This is a genomic window from Aquabacterium sp. (genome assembly GCF_048860245.1).
Classification (GTDB): Bacteria; Pseudomonadota; Gammaproteobacteria; order Burkholderiales; family Burkholderiaceae_C; genus Aquabacterium.
The window spans coordinates 1-20097 of record NZ_JBLIZW010000018.1; the positions used below are offsets into that span (position 1 = coordinate 1).

Consider the following 20097-nt stretch of genomic DNA (forward strand, 5'->3'; position numbering starts at 1 on the left):
GGCTACCACCAAAGCCCAGCGCAAGCTGTTCTTCAATCTCCGCCCGATGAAAGACGGTGTGATCGCCGACTTCACCGTCACCGAGCAAATGCTCAAGCAGTTCATCAAGATGGTGCACCCCCGCTCGGTCCTCAAGCCGTCGCCCCGCATCATCATCTGCGTGCCCTGCGGTTCGACCCAGGTCGAGCGCCGCGCCATCCGTGAGTCGGCCCTGGGCGCCGGCGCCTCCGAGGTGTACCTGATCGAAGAACCCATGGCCGCGGCCATCGGCGCAGGCCTGCCAGTGTCCGACGCCTCGGGCTCCATGGTGGTGGACATCGGTGGCGGCACCACCTAAGTGTGCGTCATCTCGCTGGGCGGCATGGTCTACAAGGGCTCGGTCCGCGTCGGTGGCGACAAGTTCGACGAAGCCATCATCAGCTACATCCGCCGCAACTACGGCATGCTGATCGGTGAGCCCACTGCGGAAGCCATCAAGAAGGAAATCGGCTCGGCTTTCCCTGGCTCCGAAGTCAAGGAAATGGAAGTCAAGGGCCGCAACCTGTCCGAAGGCGTGCCACGCAGCTTCACCATCTCGTCCAACGAGGTGCTGGAAGCCCTGACCGAGCCGCTCAACCAGATCGTTTCTGCCGTGAAGAACGCGCTGGAGCAAACCCCTCCCGAGCTGGGCGCCGACATCGCCGAGCGCGGCATGATGCTGACCGGTGGTGGCGCGTTGCTGCGTGATCTGGATCGCCTGCTGGCCGAAGAAACCGGTCTGCCCGTGCACGTGGCCGAAGACCCGCTGACCTGCGTGGTCCGTGGCTGCGGCATGGCCCTGGAGCGCATGGAGCGCCTGGGCAGCATCTTCACTACCGAGTAAGTCACCCCTTCCGAGACGAGGGCCCCGGTGCATGCTGAGGCCCTCGTTGTTGTTTGTGGAGCCTGAAAGCCGCCCCCATGCCGCTGGCCACACTCGAACGATCACCGCCGCCCTTCTTCAAGCAAGGGCCGTCGGCGTTCACGCGTCTGATGTTTTATGCGGCCCTGGCAGTGCTCCTGATGGTGGCAGACAGCCGCTGGAAGATGACGCAACCGCTGCGGGGCGCCATCGCCACGGGTTTGCAGCCCATCCAGTTTGCGCTGCTGACGCCCGTTCGGGCACGGGATAACGTGGTTCATTATTTCTCTGGCATGGACGAGGCACGTGCCGTGCAAGCCCGCGCCCAGTTGCAGCTCACGCAGCAGGCCGAGCGCGTGGTGCGCATGAGCCAGCTCGAGCGAGAAAACGCACGGCTGCGCGCCTTGCTGGGCCTGCGTCCGCGCATCGAGGTGCAGACCGAGGCGGCGGAAATCCTCTTTGACGCCCCCGACCCTTTCACGCGCAAAGTGGTCATCGACCGTGGCAGCAGCCATGGCGTGGCGCTGGGCTCACCGGTGATCGACGAAACCGGCGTGCTGGGTCAAGTCACGCAGGTGTTCCCGCTGACCTCGGAAGTCACGCTGGTCACGGACAAGGATGCTGCCGTGCCGGTCATCAATGTGCGCACGCAGCAGCGTGGGGTGGCCTATGGTCAGCCGCAATCTCGTGGCATGGAGTTGCGTTTCATGGCGGGCAATGCCGACGTGCAAGCCGGTGACGAGCTGCAGACCTCAGGCCTTGACGGCATCTACCCAAGTGGCCTGCCGGTGGCCAAGGTTTTGCATGTCGAGCGGCGCGCCGACTCGGCATTTGCGCGCATCAGCCTGAAGCCCTTGTCCAGCCCGGACAGCACCCACCATGTGCTGCTGCTGGCGCCGGCCTCGACCCAGATGCCCGAGCGTCCGCTTGGTGCCGCCTCGTCGGCCTCACTGCCGGTCACCGGGCAGAGCAAAGGTGGTTTGCGGGCGGCCAGCTCCGTGAGCGTGTCGCGATCAGGAGAGCGGCCATGATGCGTCGTGGCAGCGAACTGCTGCTGCCGGTGAACCCGGTCTTCGTCTGGTTTTCTTTGCTGTTGGCGACCTTGCTCAACATGATGCCCTGGGGCCGCTGGGCCGGCATGCCTGACTTTCTGGCTGTGGCGCTGGTCTTCTGGAACGTACACCAGCCGCGTCGCGTCGGTGTGGGGGCTGCGTTCTTGTTCGGCGTGATCATGGATGTGCATCAGGGCGCACTGCTCGGGCAGCATGCGCTGGCCTACACCTTGTTAAGCTTCTTCGCCATCACCGTGCACCGTCGCCTGCTGTGGTTCTCGGTCAGCGGTCAGGCCGCGCAGATCTTGCCTTTGTTCGTGGCCGCCCATGCGGTGTCTTTGGTGGTGCGCTTGATGGCTGGGGCCAGCTTCCCCGGCTGGGCCTTGACCCTGGCGCCCTTGTTCGAGGGGCTCTTGTGGCCTGTTGCCGCGTTCGTGCTGTTGGCGCCTCAGCGCCGGCCACCGGACCGCGACAAGAACCGCCCGCTCTAAGGGCAGGCTCTGAACACCGCGCCGCGCATGACCGAACTCAAGAACGTCGAGGCCGAACTCAGCCGCTTCCGTCTCCGTTTGTGGGCGGCAGCGGGCTTCGTGTTGTTCTGCTTCGGTTTGCTGCTCTACCGTCTGGTGGTGTTACAAGTGGTGCGGCACGATGATCTGGCGGCGCAGGCCGAGAACAACCGCATTGCGGTGGTGCCGATCGTGCCCAACCGCGGGCTCATCGTCGATCGCAATGGCGTGGTGTTGGCCAATAACTATTCGGCCTACACGCTGGAAATCACCCCATCCAAGGTGGAGGACCTGGAAGCCACGATTGACGCCTTGTCACACATTGTGGACATCCAGCCCCGCGATCGTCGGCGCTTCAAGCGTTTGCGTGAAGAGTCTCGCAGCTTCGAGTCCATCCCCATTCGCACCCGATTGACCGATGCCGAGGTGGCCCGTTTCACCGCGCAACGCTTCCGTTTTCCGGGGGTGGACATTCAGGCCCGCCTGTTCCGTCACTATCCTTATGGCGAATTGGCCAGCCATGTGCTGGGCTACATCGGGCGCATCAACCAGCGTGAAGCCGAGGCCATGGAAGACTGGCCGGATGAAGACCGCGCCAACTATCGAGGCACCGAGTACATCGGCAAGTTGGGCATCGAGCAGAGCTACGAGCGCGAGCTTCACGGCATCACCGGTTTTGAAGAGGTGGAGACCAGCGCCGGCGGCCGTGCGGTGCGCCGCTTGCGCTCCAACCCGGCCACGCCAGGCAACACCATCCATCTGTCGATTGACATCAAGCTCCAGGCACTGATTGAGCGCCTTTACGGCGGTCGTCGCGGCGCCCTCGTGGCGATCGATCCGCGGAATGGCGAGGTGCTGGCCTTTGTGTCCAAACCGACCTTCGATCCCAACCTGTTTGTGGACGGCATTGACGTCGACAACTGGAAGGATCTCAACGAGTCCGCCGACAAGCCCTTGCTGAACCGGGCCTTGCGGGGGACCTACCCGCCCGGCTCGACTTACAAGCCCTTCATGGCCCTGGCGGCGCTGAACACGGCCAAGCGCGATCCGCGCACCATCATCATGGACACCGGGGTGTTCAACTTTGGTGGCCATGCTTTCCGCAGCCCGGAGAACGAGCGCGGGGGCGCCATGGACATGCGTCGCGCCATCGTCGAATCCAGCAACGTGTACTTCTACTCGCTGGCCAACGAGATGGGCGTGGACCTGATCCATGACCAGATGTCTCCCCTGGGCTTCGGGCGTCAGACTGGCATTGACCTCAAGGGCGAAGTCTCGGGGATCCTGCCGTCCACCGATTGGAAGCGCAAGGCCTACCGCCGGCCCGAGCAGCGCAAGTGGTATGCCGGGGAAACCATCTCGCTGGGCATCGGTCAGGGCTACAACAGCTTCACGATGCTGCAGATTGCCTCGGCCTTGTCGACGGTGGTGACCAATGGCCAGCGCTATGAGCCGCGCCTTGTGAGCCACATTGAAGACGTGGTGACCCGCGAGCGCCGACAAGCCGAGCGTGCCGCATTGGACCCATTGCAGTACAAGCCCGAGCACACCGCACTCATCAAGGATGCCATGTACGGGGTGACCCAGCAAGGCACGTCCACCCGTGTGTTCATGGGCGCGGGCTATGCCAGCGGCGGCAAGACCGGGACCGCGCAGGCGGTGGGGTTGCGTCAGGGTGAAAAATATGTGGCGTCCCGCATGGACGAGTACCGTCGTGACCATTCGCTGTATGAAGCCTTCGCCCCGGTGGATGCCCCGCGCGTGGCCATGGCCGTGATCGTGGAAAACGCAGGCTTCGGTGCGGCGGCGGCAGCGCCCATCGCGCGTCGTGTGCTGGACTACTTGCTGCTGGGGGTCTATCCGAGCGAAGAGGACATCTTGGCGGTCCAGCAAGGTCGTGGCGTGGCCCCGATCGGCCAGCCCCGAAAGGTGTCTGAGGTGCCATTGCCAATGGGCCGTGATGCCTTCGGCGGCACCGTGACGGGTCTGACCGCTGATGCGTTGTCGGCCAATGGCATCCCGGTGCCGCGCGCCGCGTCGGCGGCATCGGCACCGAGCTCGGCGCCATCCAATCCCGTGCCAGGAGCCCCGCTGCCTGTGAGCCCCATCGGACCCGCTTCGGCTGCGTCCGCCGTGGTACCCGCAGCCTCGAAGGAATCGCCATGAAAGTCGCCTTTGACAAGCCTTCCTGGCTGCAGCGTCTCAAACCCATTTTTCAAGGGTTTGATCTGCCGCTGCTTTTCATCGTGTTGTGCATGTGCGCCCTGGGGCTGGTGAACATGTACTCGGTTGGGTTTGACCATGGCACACGATTCATGGACCAGTTGCGCAACATCCTGCTGGCGGGCTTCCTGTTGTTCCTGGTTGCGCAGGTGCCGCCGCAACGTTTGATGTCGCTGGCTGTACCCATCTACACATTTGGGGTGTTCTTGTTGATTGCCACGGCGGTGTTTGGCATCACGAAGAAGGGCGCGACACGGTGGTTGAACCTTGGCGTGGTCATCCAGCCCTCCGAAATCTTGAAAATCGGTGCGCCCCTGATGCTGGCTTGGTGGTTTCAGCGTCGGGAAGGGCAGTTGCGCCCGCTGGATTTCGCCGCAGCAGGGGGACTGTTGCTCATGCCGGTGGCGTTGGTGCTCAAGCAGCCGGACTTGGGGACAGCCTTGCTGATCCTGTCCGGAGGCTTGTATGTGATCTTCTTTGCCGGGCTAAGTTGGCGCCTGATCTTGCCTGTGCTGGCTGCCGGGACCATTGGTGTCAGCCTCATCGTCACCTATCAAACCGACCTGTGCCAGCCTGACGTGAAGTGGGTGGGTTTGCACGACTACCAGAAGAACCGGGTCTGCACCTTGCTCGACCCGACGAGTGATCCGCTGGGCAAAGGCTTCCACATCATTCAGGGCATGATTGCCATTGGCTCGGGCGGCGTCAGTGGCAAGGGCTTCATGAAGGGCACGCAGACGCACCTGGAGTTCATTCCCGAGCGCACGACCGACTTTGCCTTTGCGGCCTATTCGGAAGAGCAGGGGCTGATCGGTTGCGTGGCGCTCATGGTCGGCTTTCTGGCGCTGATCTTCCGGGGGCTGGTGATCGCCTCGCAGGCGCCGACCTTGTTTGCCAGGTTGATGGCCGGCAGCATTTCGCTGAGCTTTTTCACCTATGCCTTCGTCAACATGGGCATGGTGAGCGGCATCCTGCCCGTGGTGGGGGTGCCCTTGCCCTTCATCAGCTATGGCGGCACCGCCATGGTGACCCTGGGGCTGGCGCTGGGCATCCTGATGTCGATCGCGCGCAGTCGTGGCCTGATGCAGCGTTGAGCCCATCTGAGTACCATTGCAGCATGAGCACGCTTCGTTCTTCCCCTCTTCGTCACGATGCCATGGACCGCCTGATCATGTCGGTCGACACCGCGTTGCGCACGGCCTTGACCAGCCACACGGCCGAACGCCCTGCGCCGGTCGCGGTCGAGCCAGACGGCGAACTGACTGCGGACGACAAGCGGCTGTCGGCGGCGCTGATGCGGGTCAATCACGTGGGCGAGGTGTGCGCACAGGCCTTGTACGCCTCACAGGCCTGGGGCACCAATGATCCGGCGTTGAAAGCCCAGTTCGAGGACGCTGCACGAGAAGAGAACGATCACCTGGCGTGGACCGAAACCCGCTTGAACGAGTTGGGGGGGCGCACCAGCCTGCTCAATCCGCTCTGGTATGCCGGGGCGTTTGGCATTGGCCTGTTGGCCGCCAAGGCCGGCGATGCGGTCAGCCTGGGCTTTGTGGTCGAGACCGAACGGCAAGTCGAGGCCCACCTCAACAGCCACATGGACCGCCTGCCCGCGGGCGATCACCGTTCGCGCGCCATCGTGGCGCAAATGCGCGACGACGAAGTCGCCCATGCTGACGCAGCTTTACAAGCCGGCGGTGCCCCGTTGCCCGCGCCCGTCAAAGGGTTGATGCGGTTGGCGGCCAAGGTCATGACCACCGTCGCCCACCGCATCTGACGGCCTGAAGGCTCAGGCCGCGACGATCTCGAAGCTGGTCGTGATCTCGGCGGTCTTGCCGATCATGATGGACGCCGAGCAGTACTTCTCGTGCGACATCTGGATGGCGCGCGCCACGGCGGTTTCCGTCAGGTTCACGCCGGTCACCACAAAGTGCATGTTGATCTTGGTGAACACCTTGGGATCGACGTCGGCGCGATCGGCCGTCAGCTTCACCTGGCAGCCTCGCACATCGTGGCGACCACGCTTGAGGATCAGCACCACGTCATAGGCCGTGCAGCCACCGGTGCCGGCCAGCACGGTTTCCATCGGGCGGGGGGCCAGATTGCGGCCACCGCCTTCGGGGGCGCCGTCCATGTTGATGATGTGACCGCTACCGGTTTCGGCCATGAAGGCCATGCCCGAGGCGGGTTGCCAGTTGATCGTGCATTCCATGCTTGAGTCCTGTTGACGCGTGCGTCAGGGACGCTATTGCGTCAATCCTGCACACTTGATACACTTTGTAGCAGCAGTAAGGAACTTTTTGCAAATCGCAGAGTCCCATCACTGCTTTGTTTTTTTGTCTCCTCCACTTTACCGTTCAAACGGCAATTCCAACCCGAGATGCATGTCTCGGGTTTTTTTTGTCTGAACGGTACGAGCTGGCGGTGGAAGTGAGTGCTCGCTAATCCCGGTGGGCGCGTGCGGCCTCGGCCGACGCCTTGGCCTTCGCGGCCATTTCTTCCCGCAGTCGCTTGAGCTTTTCCCGCGGATCTTCTTTCGGTCCGCCACCTTCGCCCAGTTTCATCTCGGCAATGAAGCGGCTGGGCATGGCCTGCACGTACTCGCGTCCTTTCTTGCGCCGCTTGAGCACGCTCACGGCCAGTGTCAGGCGGGCGCGGGTGATGCCTACATACATCAGGCGACGCTCTTCTTCGACCTGTTGCGGGGTGATGTCGCCTTCCTCGCGCGAGAAGGGCAGGGACCCCTCGTTGACGCCGGCCAGCACCACATGGGGCCATTCCAGTCCCTTCGATGCGTGCAGGGTCGACAGGGTGACTTGCTTCTGATCGCTCTCGCGCTCGGCCAGGCTGGTGATCAGCGAAATCAACTGCGCCACTTCCAGCACGCTCTTCTTTTCGGTCTCGACGGTCATGCCGCCGTCGTTCTCGATCGCGCCGCCGCAACGCTTGGCCACCCAGTCCACAAAGTCCAGCACGTTCGTCCAGCGTGCGGCCGCCACCTTTTCGTTTTCTTCGTTGTCGTACAGGTGCTGTTCGTAGCCAATGTCCTTGAGCCAGTCCATCAGCCACACCTTGGCGGCTTCGGCACCATAGGTTTGGCGCGCCCGGTATTCCAGGTCGTTGATGAATCGGCCAAACTCGTGCAAGCCCTCCAGGGCGCGCTTGTTCAGGCTGGCGTGCAGCGAGTCCGCAAACAGCGCTTCGAACAGGCTGACCTTCCATTTGCCAGCGAATTCGCCGAGCGCGCCCAGGGTCTGGTGCCCGATGCCCCGCTTGGGCGTGGTCACTGCGCGCAGAAAGGCCGGGTCGTCGTCGTTGTTCAGCAGCAGGCGCAGCCAGGCACACAGGTCCTTGATTTCGGCCTTGTCGAAAAAGCTTTGCCCCCCCGACACCTTGTAGGGGATGTTTGCCTTGCGCAGGGCCTGTTCAAACGGCCGCGCCTGATGGTTGGCGCGGTACAGGATGGCAAAGTTGTTCCAGTCCGTTTTGCTTGGATCGCCGGGGTGCAGTTCCAGCAAGCGGTTGCGCAGGGTGACAAAGTGGGCCACGGCGCGCTCGGCTTCGTGCTCTTCGTTGTCGCACTCCATCAACTTGACCGGCTCGCCTTCGCCCAGATCCGACCACAGGGTCTTCTGGAACAGCTTGGGGTTGGTGGCGATCACATGGTTGGCCGCCCGCAGGATGGCCGAGGTGGAGCGATAGTTCTGCTCCAGCGGGATCACCTTCAGATTGGGGAAGTCTTGCGGTAGGCGCTTGAGGTTGTCCAGCGTGGCACCCCGCCAGCCGTAAATGGACTGGTCATCGTCGCCCACGGCGGTGAAGATGCCCTCCGGGCCCACCAGCAACTTCAGCAACTCGTACTGTGTGGCGTTGGTGTCCTGGTATTCATCGACGAGCACATGGCGCAATTTGCGTTGCCACTTGCTGCGCACCGCTTCGTGCTCTTGCAGCAGCTTCATGGGCAGACCGATCAGGTCGTCGAAATCCACCGCCTGGTACGCCAGCAAGCGCTCCTCCTACAGCTTCATCACCCGCGCGGCGATCTGCTCGTCATCGTCCTGGGCCTGGGCGAGGGCCTGCTCGCTGTTGAGCCCCATGTTCTTCCACAGGCTGATGGTCCATTGCCAATGGCGCGCCAGCTTGGCGTCGGTGGTGCTGCCTGCGTCCCGCAAAATGGACGTGACGTCATCGCTGTCCAGAATCGAAAACGCCGGTTTGAGGCCCAGCGCCGCGCCATCTTCGCGCAGCAACTTCACGCCCAGCGAGTGAAAGGTACACACCAGCAGCTTGCCTGCAGCCTTGGGGCCGATCAGGCTCTTGACGCGCTCGCGCATCTCGGCGGCGGCCTTGTTGGTGAAGGTGATGGCGCCAATCTGTGACGGCGCCAGGCCTGCACCCACCCCGGGCTGGAGCAATCGGGCGATCTTGTGGGTGATCACGCGGGTCTTGCCGGACCCCGCGCCCGCCAGCACCAAGCAGGGGCTATCGAGGTGGTGCACAGCAGCCATTTGGGCCGGATTCATAGAAGGCGGTACGTACGAGGGGGACGATGACATCGGGAAATCTGCACAGGACCACTGCCAGCACGGAGACGAGGCTGCGTCGCGCTGGCAGCGGGCAAGGGTGCCAAGCATAGTGCAAGCCGCCCCTCGAACGCGTGTCGGGATGTGATCCCCGAGTCAGGTGGTCAGGGCGGCTGACCGAGGGTGAACCCGTGACACGCGCCTCAGGGGCTCTTCTAACATCCATCATCATGGAAGGCTGACTGGCTCACATCGCCCGTCAGCCGTGGGTGAATGCACCCGGAGACGATGATGATCCACCCGTTCAAAAAACTGTTGACTGCCGCAAGCCTCTTGGTGGTGGGCGCCGTGACCCACACAGCGCACGCAGCGGCGTACACCTACGAGTTCAAAACGTTCTTTGACACGTCGACCACAGACAACCTGGTCGATACCAAAACGCTGAATTACTCGGTGGCGTCCCTGCAGATCAGCGACACCGCTGGTGGCGTGGTGCTGACGCTCACGCAAAACGTCAACCCGTTCCCCGCACTGACCAGCGCCGGGACCTTCATTGAGGCCCTGTGGCTGAACACGGCAGCCGGCACGGCCGCCGGTCAGTCTGGGGTGGCGTTGACGAGCCCGTCAGGGTATGTCGCGGCAGGGTTCAGCCAGGATGCGGGCTACAACTACAAGTGGAATCTGGATTTCCAAAGTAACGCGTTTGCCGAGGGGCAATCGGCGGTGGTGCAATTGACGGGCGCGGGCATCACGGCGGACAGCATCGTCGCCGCCAAAGCTCCCATCATGCTCGACTTGGCGAATGTGGGGGGCGTCTACGGCAGTGCGGCCAACAGCCACGTGCACTTTGTGGTCGGGAAGGCCGTTGCTGCCGTGCCCGAACCGGTAACCGCCATGTTGATGAGTTTGGGCGTCTTCGCCATGGTCGGTCTGAAGCGGCGTCGGCATTGATCGAGCCGCCATGAAAAAACCCGCCTCGGCGGGTTTTTTGTTTCCGTGGGATGGTGATCAGAGGCTGGCCACAAACTCGCCCAGCACATCCGCGAATGCGCCCGGCTGCTCCACCGCGCTCAAATGTGCGCAGCCCTGCAGGGTCACCATCTGCGCGCGCGTCAGGCTGCGTGCCATGGCTTGCATCTGCTGCGGGGGCGTGCTTTCGTCTTCGCTGCCCGCAATCAGCAAGGTCGGGACCTTGATCTGGCTGAGTTGAGCGGCGTAGTTCGCATCACACAACGCGGCCGCGCAAGCAACGTAGCCGTCCGGATCCGTGGCTTCGAGCAGGCGCTGGTGGCGCGCCACCGTGGCGCCCTTCGCCTCGCGGAACGCGGGGCTGAAAAAGCGCTGCATGGCGCCCGTGCTCACGGCCTGAATCCCGTGTGCTTCGACCGCAGCGATCCGCTGGCCGAGTGCCTCGCGCCCCGCCTGGTCGTAGCCCGATGTGGTGTTCGCCAGCACCAGCGCTTTGATCTTGTCGGGGTGTCGCAAAGCCAGCTCTTGCCCGATCAAACCGCCCATGGAGAGCCCCACCCAGATGACCGGCTCGCCACCCGCCACCTCATCAATCAACCGTGCAGCATCGGCGGCCAGTTCGGCCAAGGTGACGCCATCGTGTGGCATGGCCGAGCGACCATGTCCGCGGGTGTCCGGACACATGACACGACAGGTTGCAGCCGCTTCATTCGCCACCAAGTCCCACATCGAGCCATCTTGCCCCAGTGCATGGCTGAACACGATCGTGTGTTGCGGTTGGCCATTGCGGGCGTCTCGCACCGTCGCGTGCAGTTTGGGGCGTGTGCCGGTGAAAACCGACCGCCCTACGCCCGGGTGCCAGGACAAATCGGCAGGATGGGGCGGGGGCTCGATGCCGAGTTCGCGCATGATGCCCAAGGCCTTGGCGAAGCCCGTGTTGGCCGCCGGCACCCCCGCATAGATCGCGATCTGAATCAGGGCCTCCCGGACTTCTTCGGGCGACAGCGTGTGGGCATTGCCAGGTGTCAGCGAGCCACGCATGTGGATTTCAAACTCGTCCCAGCGCCCGAGGGCGCAGGTGACCGCCATCACGATGATGCGACGGGTCTTCCAATCCAGACCGGGGCGCCCCCACACGCCGTGCCAGGCATAGTCCGTGATGAAGTGCTGGAAGCCCGCATTGAAAGCGTTCGCCTTGGCGACAGACTTGTCGACCCAGGCGTCACCGAGTGCAGCGCGCCGATTGCGCATGCCGCGTTCAAATGGATGGTCAAAAGGGAACTCGAGGTGGTCAGACATATGGTGACAAAAAGGAGGCCGGATGGACGTCATTGTGCCGTCAGGAACGCGGCGCGCGTCTGTCCGCATGAGGGAACGATGTCAGGATCGGTTATGGTGCGGGGCATGAACCACGTTGCTTTTGCTCAGCGCATCGTGCGTCGCGTGGGCGGCGTACTGGCGGTGTTGTTGCTCGTTGCCGGTTGTGCCTCGGGCCCTGGTGCGGATCGCCGACCGGGGTCTGGCACGCCGCCGCCCGTTCCAGGCAAAGATGGGCCCCCCCTCGATGCGCCACCCAACCTTGCCAGCCTGCCGGACCCCGTGCCCCGGATTGAGCCCATCAAACCAGGCGGCCCCAACAAGCCCTATACCGTATTGGGGCAATCGTATGAGCCGGTGGTGGATGACATCCCCTGGAAAGAAACGGGAACCGCATCTTGGTACGGCACCAAGTTTCACGGGCGCCGCACGGCCAGCGGCGAGCTCTACAGCGTGTACGGGCTGACGGCCGCGCATCGAACCTTGCCGATTCCCAGTTATGCCCGGGTCAAAAGTTTGAAGACGGGCAAGTCGGTCATCGTCCGCATCAACGATCGCGGGCCGTTTCATTCCAGTCGGGTGATTGATCTCAGCTACGCAGCGGCGGTCAAACTGGGCATTGAGCGTCACGGCAACGCCCAGGTCGAGTTGGAGCGCCTGACTTTCGACGACATTCGGGCGGGTTCCTGGGTACCTGACGCGCGCACGGTTGATCCGGTGGTGGCGGTTGCCCCGCCCGTTGCCCCGGCAGAGCCCACCCCCGTTCGGGAGCCGATGACGCCCGAGGCAAAAACGTTGCCGCCTCCATCCGATGTGAGCAAAGCTGCAGAGGCCGCTGGCCGGGCGCATACTGCGGGCGCGCGTGGCTTCTGGGTGCAATTGGCCGCCTTGGCACGCCAGGACGGCGTCGATCGCATGCACAAGCGTGTATCGACCGATCTCAGCAGTTTGTTGCCCATGCTGGCGGTCTTTCACGAGGCACCGTATTACAAGCTCCAGGTCGGTCCTTACGCGACACGATCTGAGGCACATGCTGCAGCAGAACAGGCGCGACACATGCTGCAGATCGTTCCCATGGTGATTGAGCGCCGTTGATTCTCTGATGCCGTATCTTGGTTTGTTGTTGAATGCCCTCGTCTGGGGGCTGTCGTGGTGGCCTCTGAGGCAATTGCAGAGCATGGGGCTGCATGCGGTCTGGGCCACCCTTGTTTTCTTTCTGTTGGGCACACTCCTGATCAGTGTGTGGCAGCCTCGTGCGTGGCGAACACTGCGACACACACCGACACTGTGGTGGCTGGCGCTGGCGGCAGGCGGCACCAATGCGGCGTTCAACTGGGGCATTTCCACGGGGGAAGTGGTCCGTGTGGTGCTCTTGTTCTATCTCATGCCGCTGTGGGCGGTGGGCCTGGCGTGGTGGCTCCTGGGTGAGCGGGTAACCCCCTCGGCGCTGGTGCGCATCGCATTGGCCTTGATCGGGGCCTTGCTGGTGCTCAAGCCTGAATCGGGCGGGTGGCCGCACTTCAATGGCTTGGCTGACTGGCTGGGATTGGCAGGGGGCGCGGGCTTTGCGCTCACGAATGTCCTGCTGCGTCGGCATGCCGGCACCCCCTCGTCGGCCAGAGCCCTCAGCATGTTCCTGGGTGGCATTGCACTGCCGGGTGTGCTGGGCCTGATCCTGGTGCCGCAAGGTTTGGTCTCGCCCTGGCCCGCGCTGGAGACAGGGTGGTTGCCCGCCGCACTGGCGATGGGGGCGGTTTTCTTCTTCTCAAACCTGGCCATGCAATATGGCGCGGCCAATGTCCCCGTTCACATCACGTCCGTCGTGATGTTGACCGAAGTGGTCTTCGCCACGTCATCTGCGGTCTTGATCGGTGGCGAAACCTTGCGACCCATGGTGCTGCTGGGGGGCGCCTTCATCTTGGTGGCCGCCTTGTTGGCCACGCGTGATGAAACCTGAGATGCCCTGAAGGCAACTCAGGTCTCGCTGCGCGATCAAGCGCGCTGCTGACGGCTGTGGCTGTGGACGGTGGCCACCAGCACTTGCACGTTTTCTGGCGGGGTGAACTGGCTGATGCCATGCCCCAGATTGAAAATGTGGCCGGATGTCGGGCTGGGTTTGCCAAAGCTGTCCAGCGTGCGGATGACCTCTGCCTGAACCTGTTCGGGCTGTGCAAACAGCACATTGGGGTCCAGGTTGCCTTGCAAGGCCACACGGTCGCCCACTTGCGCGCGCGCCTTGCCCAGGTTCATGGTCCAGTCGAGGCCCACCACATCGCAGCCACTGTCTGCGATTTCGTCAATCCAGATGCCGCCGCCCTTGGTGAACACAATGTGGGGGATGCGGTAGCCGTTGTGTTCTTTCTTCAGTTGCGCCAGCACGCGCTTGGTGTAGGCCAGGCTGAACTGTTGGAACGCGCCGTCGGCCAGCACGCCGCCCCACGAATCAAAAATCATGGCTGCTTGAGCGCCGGCTTCGATCTGGGTGTTCAGATACAACGCCACCGCATCGGCGTTGACCGCCAAAATGCGATGCATCAGGTCCGGGCGCTGGTACATCAGTGTCTTGACCAGGCGGTAGTCATCCGATCCGCCGCCTTCCACCATGTAACAAGCCAGCGTCCAGGGGCTGCCAGAGAAACCGATCAGTGGCACCTTGCCCACACCGTTCTCGTCGGCCAGGGCCTTTCGGATGGTGCCCACCGCATCAAAGACGTAGCGCAGCTTCTCCATGTCGGGGACGGCCAACTCGGCGACGGCCGCTTCATCGCGGACCACCTTCGCGAACTTGGGGCCTTCTCCGGCGGCGAAACTCAGCCCCAGGCCCATGGCATCCGGAACCGTCAAGATGTCGGAAAACAGGATGGCTGCGTCCAGATCGTACCGACGCAAAGGCTGCAGGGTGACCTCGCAGGCCAACTCCGGGTTGGTGGCCAGGCCCATGAAGCTGCCGGCCACATCGCGCGTGGCACGGTACTCAGGCAGATAGCGACCCGCTTGACGCATCAGCCAGACGGGGGTGTAGTCCGTTGGCATGCGCAGGCAGGCGCGCAAGAAACGATCATTGGCCAGCGGGGGCAGCGAAATGGGGAGAGAGGTTGCAGCAGTCATCCCGCAATTGTAGGTGGGGGGTTACTGATACATATTGATGTGCCACGGGGGTATCGTCACTTCGCTGCCTAAATATGCAGGAAGCCCCGCCATGCTTCGATCCGACATCGGCTGTCTGGACAGCTGACGGTGGATGGCCTCCAGGGTCGCAACAGGGGCTTGGGTGGATACGAAATTGGCGAGCCACGCAGGCACTTGCCCACCCAGGTCGACGCGCGTGCGAAACTCAATGCGCGTCCACCCGCCTTTCAGTGGCGTGAGGCGAAACTGGTTGCGAAGGTAGGGGATGCGGATGGCGCCTGCCTGCGTCGGGTAGTCGCCCACCTCTCGGCTGTCCACCACAATGGTGCCGTCGCTCTCTTGCCGGATGCGTGCGCGGGTCAGCAGATCACGGTCTGATGAGGGCCACGCGCCTTTGAACCTCAGATACACATGGTCGGCCGTTCGATCTGCGGGTTGTGATGCTGCGGCGCATTGAAAGATCCACGAGCACATCTGTCGCGGATCGGTGATCAAGGCCAGGGTGCTCAACACAGAGTAAGGGACCTCTGTCTGCCCCCGGAACTCTTTGATGGGGCTGCCCTCCACGTCGCGGACCCAGGCTTGAACCGACTCCCGGCGTTCGTTGCTGGATTGAATCGCTTGCCACTCACCGGATGCCAAGGCGGACTGTGTGGTGAGCACCCACAGACACATCGCCCCCAAACAAGCACTGACCGTGCGGAACATGGTGCCTCCCCCAGATCTTGGACATGGCGTCTTTTGCGCCCTGAAAGCCGAGCAGATTCGCACGTGACGGGACGTTTGAAAGTAGGGGAATCGATGACGACAGCCGATGAAACCCCTGGATGGGTGGCCGGCGAAGAGGCCCGCTCAACCTCGTCTGCGCAAAACACTTGGATGATTCCGGGTAAGTGCGTATAATCTTTAGGTTTTGCCGACATCTAGGTCGGTGTTTTTGCGCCAGAGAGTGACAAGCCATGCCTGCCAACCAGGATTCTGACTTCGAACTGTCCGACTGGTCCAAAGACATCGATTCACCCGTGGAAGCGCTGACGCGAGAAGAGGCTCAGGCCCTGATCGCTCGCAATCCTTCAATGTCTGTGTGGCAGGTTGTTGCTGCGCAGGCCCTGTTCGGATTGTCAGTGGCGTTGTTGTGGGGTGGCTTGTCGCGCAGTGTGTCTGCTCTGCTGTCGTCGCTTTACGCGGTGGCTGTGGTGGTGGTGCCCAGTTTGTTCATGGCGCGCGGGGTGTTTGGACGCAATGCGAGGCGAGGGGTTGGGCGTCTCCTGGTGTGGGAGGTGCTCAAGCTGGGGTTGATCTGTGCCTTGTTGGCGCTGGCGCCCAAGCTGATCAAGCCGCTGGATTGGGTGGCCTTGATGGTGACCTTGGTGTTGGTGTTGAAAGTTGTTGGGGTGGTGCTGTTGATCGGACAGCGCCACGAAAAGAAATCTTGATTTAACGAGAGTTGCTGATGTCTGACGCTGTCGCTGCTACGGCCGAACACGCGGCCCACCACGGCCCCACCGCTCCGGAATACATCGGGCACCACCTGCGCCACCTGCAGAACTTCACTGAGAAGCAGGCCATCGTTGACTGGAACTACATCAACCTGGACTCCGTGTTCTGGTCTGTGGCTCTGGGTCTGCTGGGTGTGTTCCTGCTGTGGAAGGCTGCCCGCAAGGCCACCTCTGGCGTTCCGGGTCGCTTCCAGGCTGCCGTGGAAATGTTGGTCGAGTTGGTGGACACCCAGGCGAAGGGCATCGTTCCCAATGAAACCTCTCGCAAGGCTGTGGCGCCTGTGGCGCTGACCGTGTTCGTGTGGATCTTCTTCATGAACGCGATGGACTTGCTGCCTGTCGATCTCTTGCCCCGTATCTGGGAAGAGTATTACAAGGTGGCTGGTCATGATCCGCACCACGCTTTCATGCGTAGCGTTCCGACCGCTGACTTGTCCATCACTTTGGGCATGTCGATCTCTGTCCTGCTGATCTGCTTGTACTACAACATGAAGATCAAGGGCATCGGCGGCTTCATCAAAGAATTGTTCACTGCCCCCTTCCACGCTCACAGCGTGGGCGGCACCATCGCCCTGGCCCTGCCTAACTTCTTCCTGAACCTGGTTGAATTTGGCGCCAAGACGATTTCTCACGGTATGCGACTGTGGGGCAACATGTATGCTGGCGAATTGGTGTTCATGCTGATCGCTTTGCTGGGTGGTGCCATTGGCGCAGCGCTCACCTTCGGTGGTGCTGGCCTCTGGATCCTGGGTGTGCTGGCAGGTTCGGCCTGGGCCATCTTCCACATCCTGATCATTGCGCTCCAGGCCTTCATCTTCATGATGTTGACCCTGGTGTACATCGGTCAGGCACATCAAGGTCACTGATCCCCTTCGGTCACCTGAAATACGTTTCTTTCTTTTTCTTTACTTAACCTACCTTTCTTTTAGGAGCAATCATGGAACTGGTGTTGGCTAACGTCGCTATCGCTTGTGGTCTGATCATCGCACTGGGCGCCATCGGTGCTTGTATCGGTATCGCCCTGATGGGTGGCAAGTATTTCGAAGCCACCGCTCGTCAGCCTGAACTGATGAACGAACTGCAAACCAAGATGTTCCTGCTGGCTGGTCTGATCGACGCTGCTTTCCTGATCGGTGTTGGTATCGCCATGCTGTTCGCTTTCGCGAACCCCTTCATCGCCGCTCTGGCCAAGTAATCGGTCCCTTCTCGACTGAACATCCCAATTAACCGAGAAAGGTCCGAGCCGTGAATCTGAACGCAACGCTGTTCGCGCAGATCGTGGTTTTCGGGATCCTGTGGTGGTTCACGATGAAATTCGTGTGGCCCCCGATCACGAAGGCTCTCGACGAGCGCGCAAGCAAGATCGCTGCAGGTCTGGCTGCTGCCGACAAGGCTAAGCTTGAACTGGCGAACGCAAACAAGAGCGTCCAGGAGCAGCTCGCCCAATCCCGCGACGAAATCGCTCAACGTATCTCTGACGCTGAAAAGCGCGCAGCAGCCATCGTTGACGAGGCCAAGAAGCGTGCTTCTGACGAAGCAGCCAAGATTGTTGCTGATGCCAAGGCTGAAGCCGATCAACTGGCGGTGCAAGCCCGTGAAGCCCTGCGCGAGCAGGTCGCTGGTCTGGCCGTCAAGGGTGCCGAGCAGATTCTGCGTCGCGAGGTGTCGGCTGAGGTCCACGCGGACCTGCTGAACCGCCTGAAGTCGGAGCTGTGATCATGGCCGAGCTTGCCACCATTGCCCGTCCTTACGCCGAAGCACTGTTCAAGGCTGCTCCCGAGGCAGAGCAATCTGCCTGGGTGGCTCAAGTCACTGCACTGGGTCAAGTCGCTCGCGACGCCCAACTGCAGAGCTTCGCCGACAACCCTCGTGCCACGCAGGAGCAAGTCTTCGGCGTGATCACTGAGGCTGCCAAGGTGGCTTTGGCTCCGGCCGTGGCCAACTTCCTGCGTACCGTTCTGGAAAACGGTCGTCTGGCGGCTTTGCCGCTGATGGCCGAACAGTTCCAGGCCCTCGTGCAAGCCCGCCAGGGTGTGTCCGAAGCGCGCATTTACAGCGCCTACCAAATCAGCGACGCGCAAGTTGCTGACATTTTGGTGCCGCTGGAGAAGCGCTTTGGTCGCAAGCTGGAAGCCAAGGTTGAGGTCGAAGCCGACCTCATCGGTGGCGTGCGCGTGGTGGTCGGCGACGAAGTGCTCGACACTTCGATCAAGGCCCGCCTGGAACGCATGAAGTCGGCACTCCTGGCCTGATCCGGAGCCCGGCCTCACAACGAATAGTCGCTCAACCCCACCGGTGGTCCTTGCGCCACCGGTTGTCGTCAACGAGGTTTGCCTTCGAGCAGCCCTTGACCAGCCTGGGAGCAAAGCAATGCAACTGAATCCCGCAGAAATTTCCGAACTGATCAAGAGCCGCATCGATGGTCTCGGCGCGGCTGCCGACATTCGCAACCAGGGTACCGTCATCTCCGTGACCGACGGTATCGTCCGCGTGCACGGTTTGTCCGATGCCATGCAAGGCGAAATGTTGGAGTTCCCCGCTGACGCCTCTGGCGTCCCCACCTACGGCCTGGCCCTGAACCTCGAGCGCGACTCCGTCGGCGCCGTGATTCTGGGTGGCTACGAGCACATCTCCGAAGGCGACGTGGTCAAGACGACCGGCCGCATTCTGGAAGTGCCCGTGGGCCCCGAACTGGTCGGTCGCGTGGTGAACGCTTTGGGTCAGCCTATCGACGGTAAGGGCCCCATCAACGCCAAGCTGTCTTCTCCCATCGAGAAGATCGCCCCTGGCGTGATCGCGCGTCAATCCGTTGACCAACCCCTGCAAACCGGTATCAAGTCGATCGACTCGATGGTGCCGGTTGGTCGTGGTCAGCGCGAGCTGATCATTGGTGACCGTCAGACTGGTAAGACTGCTGTCGCCATCGACGCCATCATCAACCAAAAGGGTCAAGGCGTGACCTGTATCTACGTTGCCATCGGTCAGAAGGCATCGTCGATCAAGAACGTCGTGCGCGCGCTGGAACAAGCTGGCGCCATGGAATACACCATCGTGGTGGCTGCCTCGGCCTCTGACTCGGCTGCCATGCAGTTCGTGTCGGCCTACTCCGGCTGCGCCATGGGTGAATACTTCCGCGATCGCGGCCAAGACGCCCTGATCGTGTATGACGATCTGTCCAAGCAAGCTGTGGCCTATCGTCAAGTGTCGCTGCTGCTGCGTCGTCCTCCCGGACGCGAAGCTTTCCCTGGCGACGTGTTCTACATTCACTCCCGCCTGCTGGAGCGTGCCGCTCGCGTGAACGCCGACTACGTCGAAGCTTTCACCAATGGCGAAGTGAAGGGCAAGACCGGTTCGCTGACCGCCCTGCCTATCATTGAAACGCAAGCCGGTGACGTGTCCGCTTTCGTTCCGACCAACGTGATTTCGATCACCGACGGTCAGATCTTCCTGGAAACCAACCTGTTCAACGCTGGTATCCGTCCTGCGATCAACGCCGGTATCTCGGTGTCTCGCGTGGGTGGTGCCGCTCAGACCAAGGTCGTCAAGAGCCTGTCCGGTGGCATCCGTACCGACTTGGCACAGTATCGTGAACTGGCTGCCTTCGCGCAGTTCGCTTCCGATCTGGACGCTGCGACCCGTAAGCAGCTGGACCGCGGTGCTCGCGTGACCGAACTGCTGAAGCAGGCTCAGTACGCACCTCTGTCGGTCTCTCTGATGGGTGCCACTTTGTTCGCCGTGAACAAGGGCTTCATGGACGACGTGGATGTCAAGAAGATTCTGGCCTTTGAAGCTGGTCTGCACCAGTTCCTGAAGACCAGTCACGCTGCTCTGCTCGCCAAGATCGAAGAGAAGAAGGCCCTGGACAAGGACGCCGAAGCCGAACTGCAATCGGCCATCGTCGCGTTCAAGAAGACCTTCGCCTAAAGGAGCGCACCATGGCCGTAGGCAAGGAAATTCGCAACAAGATCAAGAGCGTCGAGAACACCAAGAAGATCACCA

General features: G+C 62.0%; 18 protein-coding genes and 2 pseudogenes. 15 read left to right on the forward strand and 5 right to left on the reverse strand.

Annotated elements, in window-relative coordinates; all coding sequences use genetic code 11:
- The 6 genes and pseudogenes from mreB to coq7 all read left to right on the forward strand — a co-directional run.
- Positions 1 to 862: pseudogene (mreB, locus tag ACMV18_RS01975) on the forward strand (rod shape-determining protein MreB); the annotation flags it as partial.
- A 77-nt stretch (positions 863 to 939) separates the two neighbouring features.
- A complete protein-coding gene (gene mreC, locus ACMV18_RS01980) occupies positions 940 to 1911 on the forward strand; it encodes a rod shape-determining protein MreC (protein ID WP_420816483.1) in 972 nt (323 codons plus the stop codon).
- The gene (gene mreD, locus ACMV18_RS01985; protein ID WP_420816484.1) at positions 1908 to 2423 is read left to right on the forward strand and encodes a rod shape-determining protein MreD; all 516 of its coding nucleotides are present in this window, start codon (positions 1908 to 1910) and stop codon (positions 2421 to 2423) included. Before mreC ends, mreD begins: the two co-directional genes overlap by 4 nt.
- Positions 2424 to 2450: 27 nt before the next feature.
- Complete coding sequence (gene mrdA / locus ACMV18_RS01990; RefSeq protein ID WP_420816485.1) at positions 2451 to 4607, forward strand: penicillin-binding protein 2; 2157 nt, start codon at positions 2451 to 2453, stop codon at positions 4605 to 4607.
- Positions 4604 to 5758, forward strand: a complete 1155-nt coding sequence (rodA, locus tag ACMV18_RS01995) for a rod shape-determining protein RodA (protein ID WP_420816486.1) — start codon at positions 4604 to 4606, stop codon at positions 5756 to 5758. The genes mrdA and rodA overlap by 4 nt, the downstream gene beginning before the upstream one ends.
- Positions 5759 to 5781: 23 nt before the next feature.
- Positions 5782 to 6438 carry a 2-polyprenyl-3-methyl-6-methoxy-1,4-benzoquinone monooxygenase gene (gene coq7, locus ACMV18_RS02000; RefSeq protein WP_374257148.1) on the forward strand — a complete coding sequence of 219 codons (657 nt, stop codon included), beginning with the start codon at positions 5782 to 5784 and terminating at the stop codon, positions 6436 to 6438.
- Between the two features lie 12 nt (positions 6439 to 6450).
- Here the strand turns inward: coq7 and ACMV18_RS02005 are convergent, their stop codons facing one another.
- Positions 6451 to 6873, reverse strand: a complete 423-nt coding sequence (locus ACMV18_RS02005; RefSeq protein ID WP_374257150.1) for an OsmC family protein — start codon at positions 6871 to 6873, stop codon at positions 6451 to 6453.
- A gap of 229 nt (positions 6874 to 7102) precedes the next feature.
- A pseudogene (locus ACMV18_RS02010) lies at positions 7103 to 9217 on the reverse strand (UvrD-helicase domain-containing protein).
- A gap of 258 nt (positions 9218 to 9475) precedes the next feature.
- Here ACMV18_RS02010 and ACMV18_RS02015 point away from each other — a divergent pair.
- Positions 9476 to 10135, forward strand: coding sequence for a PEP-CTERM sorting domain-containing protein (locus tag ACMV18_RS02015; RefSeq protein ID WP_420816487.1), 660 nt, complete (start codon positions 9476 to 9478; stop codon positions 10133 to 10135).
- Between the two features lie 57 nt (positions 10136 to 10192).
- Here ACMV18_RS02015 and ACMV18_RS02020 read toward each other — a convergent pair whose 3' ends face one another.
- Positions 10193 to 11452, reverse strand: a complete 1260-nt coding sequence (locus tag ACMV18_RS02020; protein ID WP_420816488.1) for an alpha/beta fold hydrolase — start codon at positions 11450 to 11452, stop codon at positions 10193 to 10195.
- Between the two features lie 105 nt (positions 11453 to 11557).
- Between ACMV18_RS02020 and ACMV18_RS02025 the strand changes: the two genes are divergently transcribed.
- Together ACMV18_RS02025 and ACMV18_RS02030 are read left to right on the forward strand one after the other, a co-directional pair.
- Complete coding sequence (locus ACMV18_RS02025; RefSeq protein ID WP_420816489.1) at positions 11558 to 12565, forward strand: septal ring lytic transglycosylase RlpA family protein; 1008 nt, start codon at positions 11558 to 11560, stop codon at positions 12563 to 12565.
- 7 nt (positions 12566 to 12572) lie between these two features.
- Positions 12573 to 13427, forward strand: coding sequence for a DMT family transporter (locus ACMV18_RS02030; protein WP_420816490.1), 855 nt, complete (start codon positions 12573 to 12575; stop codon positions 13425 to 13427).
- Between the two features lie 35 nt (positions 13428 to 13462).
- Here the strand turns inward: ACMV18_RS02030 and hemE are convergent, their stop codons facing one another.
- Both hemE and ACMV18_RS02040 read right to left on the reverse strand, forming a co-directional pair.
- Positions 13463 to 14578: a uroporphyrinogen decarboxylase gene (gene hemE / locus ACMV18_RS02035; RefSeq protein WP_420816491.1), complete on the reverse strand. Its 1116-nt coding sequence runs from the start codon at positions 14576 to 14578 to the stop codon at positions 13463 to 13465.
- A 21-nt stretch (positions 14579 to 14599) separates the two neighbouring features.
- Positions 14600 to 15307, reverse strand: a complete 708-nt coding sequence (locus ACMV18_RS02040) for an START domain-containing protein (RefSeq protein ID WP_420816492.1) — start codon at positions 15305 to 15307, stop codon at positions 14600 to 14602.
- A gap of 251 nt (positions 15308 to 15558) precedes the next feature.
- Here ACMV18_RS02040 and ACMV18_RS02045 point away from each other — a divergent pair, with 251 nt between their 5' ends.
- The 6 genes from ACMV18_RS02045 (at position 15559) to atpA (ending at position 20022) form a co-directional block, all read left to right on the forward strand.
- Entirely contained in the window at positions 15559 to 16035 is a 477-nt protein-coding gene (locus tag ACMV18_RS02045) for an ATP synthase subunit I (protein WP_420816493.1), read from the forward strand.
- A gap of 17 nt (positions 16036 to 16052) precedes the next feature.
- Complete coding sequence (gene atpB / locus ACMV18_RS02050) at positions 16053 to 16964, forward strand: F0F1 ATP synthase subunit A (protein WP_374257161.1); 912 nt, start codon at positions 16053 to 16055, stop codon at positions 16962 to 16964.
- Positions 16965 to 17035: 71 nt separating this feature from the next.
- The gene (gene atpE, locus ACMV18_RS02055; protein ID WP_339582213.1) at positions 17036 to 17293 is read left to right on the forward strand and encodes a F0F1 ATP synthase subunit C; all 258 of its coding nucleotides are present in this window, start codon (positions 17036 to 17038) and stop codon (positions 17291 to 17293) included.
- Between the two features lie 50 nt (positions 17294 to 17343).
- Positions 17344 to 17814, forward strand: coding sequence for a F0F1 ATP synthase subunit B (locus ACMV18_RS02060; RefSeq protein ID WP_374257163.1), 471 nt, complete (start codon positions 17344 to 17346; stop codon positions 17812 to 17814).
- Positions 17815 to 17816: 2 nt separating this feature from the next.
- Positions 17817 to 18350 (forward strand): F0F1 ATP synthase subunit delta, encoded by a 534-nt coding sequence (locus ACMV18_RS02065; protein ID WP_374257164.1) that lies wholly within the window; start codon positions 17817 to 17819, stop codon positions 18348 to 18350.
- A gap of 118 nt (positions 18351 to 18468) precedes the next feature.
- The gene (atpA, locus tag ACMV18_RS02070; RefSeq protein WP_374257166.1) at positions 18469 to 20022 is read left to right on the forward strand and encodes a F0F1 ATP synthase subunit alpha; all 1554 of its coding nucleotides are present in this window, start codon (positions 18469 to 18471) and stop codon (positions 20020 to 20022) included.
- The last annotated feature ends 75 nt before the right edge of the window (positions 20023 to 20097 follow it).